This window comes from Cellulomonas septica, from assembly GCF_012396155.1.
GTDB classification, from domain to species: Bacteria; Actinomycetota; Actinomycetes; order Actinomycetales; family Cellulomonadaceae; genus Cellulomonas; species Cellulomonas septica.
On the sequence record NZ_JAAXOY010000323.1, the window covers coordinates 1 to 3,982 of the forward strand.

A 3,982-nucleotide genomic window follows, 5' to 3' on the forward strand; every position below is an offset into this window, starting at 1 on the left:
CGCCCGGCCCACGCAGGCCCTGACGTCCGGGGCGCTGGCGTCAGCCGAGCAGCAGCTGCCAGCCGCCGACGCCGAGCAGCCCGCCGAGGATCGGCGCCGCGACGGGCACCCACGAGTAGCGCCAGTCCGAGCCGCCCTTGTGCCGCAGCGGCAGCAGCGCGTGCACGATGCGCGGCCCCAGGTCACGCGCGGGGTTGAGCGCGGGTCCGGTCGGTCCGCCCAGCCCGGCGACGAGGCCCCAGACGAGGAAGCCGATGACGACGTGCGCGAGCCCCGGCTCGGTCGTGGTGAGCGGCGACTTCACGATCCCGAGCGCGCACGAGAAGAGGATCACGGAGCCGAGCAGCTCGTTCGCGAACCCGTTGAGCCGGGACCGCGCGGCGTTGACCGTGGAGAACGTCGCGAGGATGTCGTCGGGGTCGGTCGTCGCGTCGTAGTACGGCTTGTGCGTGACGACGATGGCCAGCTGCCCGGCCATGGCGCCGAGCATCTGGGCGGCGATGTAGTACGGCACGTTCGACCACGGGAACAGCCCCCACGCGGCGAGGCCCAGCGTGAACGCCGGGTTGATGTGGTTGCCGCTGATCCCGCCGAACATGACGGCCGGGATCATCACGCCGAACCCGTACCCCATCGCGATGAGCGACCACCCGCCGCGGTAGCCCTTCGACCCCTTGAGGTGGACGTTCGCGACGGTCCCGTTGCCCAGGATGATGAGGATGGCGGTGCCGATGAACTCGCACGTCACGCGGATCCAGAGCGCGTAGGACGGGTCCATCGGGTGCGTCTCCTCTGCGGGCTCGCTCGTCGCACGCGCCGGGCTGCGGCGCGGTCGTCACGTCGTCGGGTCGGTCAGGGCGTCCGGGCGGTCGCGGGCTCGTCGGTCTGCTCGCGTCCGGCCACGGAGTGCCGGTAGGAGTACACCGCATAGATGACGATGCCGATGGCCAGCCACACCGCGAACCGCACCCAGGTCAGCGCGGTGAGGTTGAGCATGAGCCAGATGCAGGCGACGCCCGCGATGATCGGGAGCGCCGGCGACCACGGCACCTTGAAGCCGCGGGCCAGGTCGGGCCGACGCTTGCGGAGGATCGGGACGCCGAAGCTGACGAGGACGAACGCCGACAGCGTGCCGATGTTGATCATCTCCTCCAGGAGCTCGACGTCGGACAGCCCCGCGATGAGCGCGACCACGATGCCGGCGCCGATCTGCAGGCGGGCGGGTGTCCGGAACCGCGGGGACGTCCGGGACATGCCGCGGGGCAGCAGCCCGTCGCGGCTCATCGCGAACACGACGCGCGTCAGGCCGAGCAGCAGCACCATGAGGACCGACGTGAGCCCGACGAGGATGCCGACGCTGATGATCCGGCCCGCCCAGTCCGCGCCGACCAGCACGAACGCCGTCGTGAGGGACGGCGAGTCCGACGCGGCGAGGTCGGTGTACGACACCATGCCGGTGACCACGATCGTCACGAGGATGTAGAGCACGGTGACGACCGCGAGACCGCCGAGGATGCCGCGCGGGATCGTGCGCTGCGGCTCGTGCGCCTCCTCCGCGGTCGTCGCGACGACGTCGAAGCCGATGAACGCGAAGAACACGAGCGCGGCGCCGGACAGGATGCCCATCACGCCGTACATCGAGGGGTCCATGCCGAGCAGGAACGCCGTGAGCGGCTGCTCCAGGGAGGACGCGCCCTCGGCCGGCTGCGACGGCGGCACGAACGGCGTGTAGTTGGCGGCGTTGACGTAGAAGAAGCCCGCGACGATGACGAACACCGTGATGCCGACCTTGATGATCGTGAACACGCTGTTCACGCGCGCGCTGAGCTTCGTGCCGATCGCGAGCAGCGTCGTGAAGATCGCGACGATGACGACGGGCCCCCACTCGACGTCGACCGGTCCGAGCGCGAGCGTCGTCGGCACGTCGATGCCGAACAGCCCGAACGCGTCGGACAGGTAGACGCCCCAGAACTTCGCGATCACCGCCGCGGCGAGCAGCATCTCGAGGATCAGGTCCCAGCCGATGATCCACGCGACGAACTCGCCCATCGACGCGTACGAGAACGTGTACGCGGAGCCCGCGACGGGCAGTGTCGACGCGAACTCGGCGTAGCACATGATGGCGAGCGCGCAGACGATCGAGGCGATGACGAACGACAGGATGACCGCGGGGCCCGCGTAGTTCGCGGCCGCCGTCGCGCCGACCGAGAAGATGCCCGCGCCCACCGCGACGGCCACGCCCATGATCGCGAGGTCCCACGCGGTGAGGTTCCGCTTGAGGTGGCGGTCCGGGTCCTCCGCGGAGGCGAGCGAGTCCTCCACGGACTTGCGTCGGAAGATGCTCGTCGACGTCGCCATCTCAGCCCCTTCGCCGGCGTGCGCTGACGTGGGACAGCATGCCGGGGATGCGTGTGCTCGGCACCCCGGCACAGCGGGCCGGTGGACACCGACGCGCGCGTCCGGGGCTGTGGACGGCTCAGTGTGTCAGCGGGTCGGACGACCCTCCCGGGACCTGCGCACCATGCGGAGCACCGACGCGTCGACCACCGCCGCGAGCGCGGCACCCAGCCCGTACGCGAGCAGGTCGACCGGCACGAACGTCGTCCCCACGACGAACCGGCTCACCGGCACCGCCTGCACCAGCGCGGCCGGCCCACCCGTCAGCTGCGCGAGCTCGACCACCGCGCACACGGCCGTCGCGACCGCGCCCGCCCGCCACGGCGCGACGTGCGGGACCACGAGCAGCACGAGCACGTAGACGAGCGCTGCGTACAGCGCGTCGCCCGCAGGATCGGCGACCGGGCCGCTCGCCCGCGTCGCGACGAGGAGCCCGGCCGCGACCACGACCGTGGCGACCAGGAGCAGCGAACGGCGAGCTCGGGCGGGCACGCGCACACCCTAGGCAGGGCCGCGCGTGGCCCGGCCGCCGAGCACGTGGAGGCACCGTGCAGGTCGGACGGACGATCAGCGCAGGCGTGAGCCACCCCTCAACCGGGGGACGGTCGCCGCACCCGACGTCGAGCCGACTCGAGCGAGCCGTGCCGCCACTCGGACCGTCGGCGTGAGCCACCCTCAGACCGTGGACGGTCGCCGCACCCGGCCTCGAGCCGACTCGCGCGAGCCGTGCCGCCACTCGGACCGTCGGCGTGAGCCACACTCAGACCGTGACGGTCGCCGCACCCGGCCTCGAGCCGGCGCGAGCGAGCCGTGCCGCCGCTCGGACCGGGTGGGAGGGCGACGCGACGGTGCTCCGGGCGGCGCGAAGGTCACGCGGACGTGCAGGTGTCCGACGTCCCCTCGTAGACGGCGATCTTGCCCTCGATGGCGAGCAGGTGCGTCGCGACCTCGTCGAGCTGCGCGCGCACCCGGTCCCGGTGCGCCCGCAGGAGCGCGAGCCGCTCGTCCTCGTTGCCCTCGCCCGCGCGGACCAGGTCGGCGTACAGCCGGATCTCGCGGACCGGCATGCCCGTGGCCCGCAGCTTCGTGACCAGCCGGATCCACCCGAGGTCCTGCTCGGTGTACCGGCGATGGCCGGACGCGGCCCGGTCGACGCTGTCGAGCAGCAGCCCGTCGCGCTCGTAGTAGCGCAGCGTGTGCGCCGTGAGGCCGGTGGCCTCCGCTGCCTCGGCGATGCTCAGGCTCACACGCTCCGCGACGACGCTCATGGGTCCGATGGTGGCGCTTCGAGCGCACTCGAAGTCAAGACCCTCCGCCCGCTCAGCCGACCCGTCCACAGCCCGCTCACGAGGCGCCTCATCCCCCGCTCACGCCGACGACGGCCCGAGCCCGCCGACCGCGGCGGAGGCTTGCGCCATGACCACGCGCGTCCACCGGCATCGCCGCAGCCCTCCGGCAGGCAGGAACCGTCCGGCCTCGGGTCCGCGCCCCCGCACCTGCGCCGGAGCGGCGCCCGCGAGCGGGCTCGTCGCGTCGCGGATCAGGGCAGCGCGTCGGCACCTGCACGCGCGTCGCACGTCGGTCG

The 3,982-nt window shown here is 72.5% G+C and carries 5 protein-coding genes; all 5 read right to left on the reverse strand.

From position 1 onward, the window contains the following. Positions 1 to 40: 40 nt before the first annotated feature. Positions 41 to 778: an MIP/aquaporin family protein gene (locus HGA02_RS12435; protein ID WP_168679277.1), complete on the reverse strand. Its 738-nt coding sequence runs from the start codon at positions 776 to 778 to the stop codon at positions 41 to 43. A gap of 74 nt (positions 779 to 852) precedes the next feature. Further along, entirely contained in the window at positions 853 to 2,358 is a 1,506-nt protein-coding gene (locus tag HGA02_RS12440) for an amino acid permease (RefSeq protein WP_168679278.1), read from the reverse strand. Positions 2,359 to 2,484: 126 nt separating this feature from the next. Continuing rightward, positions 2,485 to 2,889, reverse strand: a complete 405-nt coding sequence (locus tag HGA02_RS20985; protein WP_210728507.1) for a DUF2809 domain-containing protein — start codon at positions 2,887 to 2,889, stop codon at positions 2,485 to 2,487. 377 nt (positions 2,890 to 3,266) lie between these two features. Then, on the reverse strand, positions 3,267 to 3,665 hold the full coding sequence (locus HGA02_RS12450; protein ID WP_162353417.1) for a MerR family transcriptional regulator: 399 nt from the start codon (positions 3,663 to 3,665) through the stop codon (positions 3,267 to 3,269). A gap of 99 nt (positions 3,666 to 3,764) precedes the next feature. Further along, positions 3,765 to 3,982 (reverse strand): hypothetical protein (locus tag HGA02_RS20445; protein WP_210728508.1); only part of this gene is annotated, 218 nt, incomplete at its 5' end.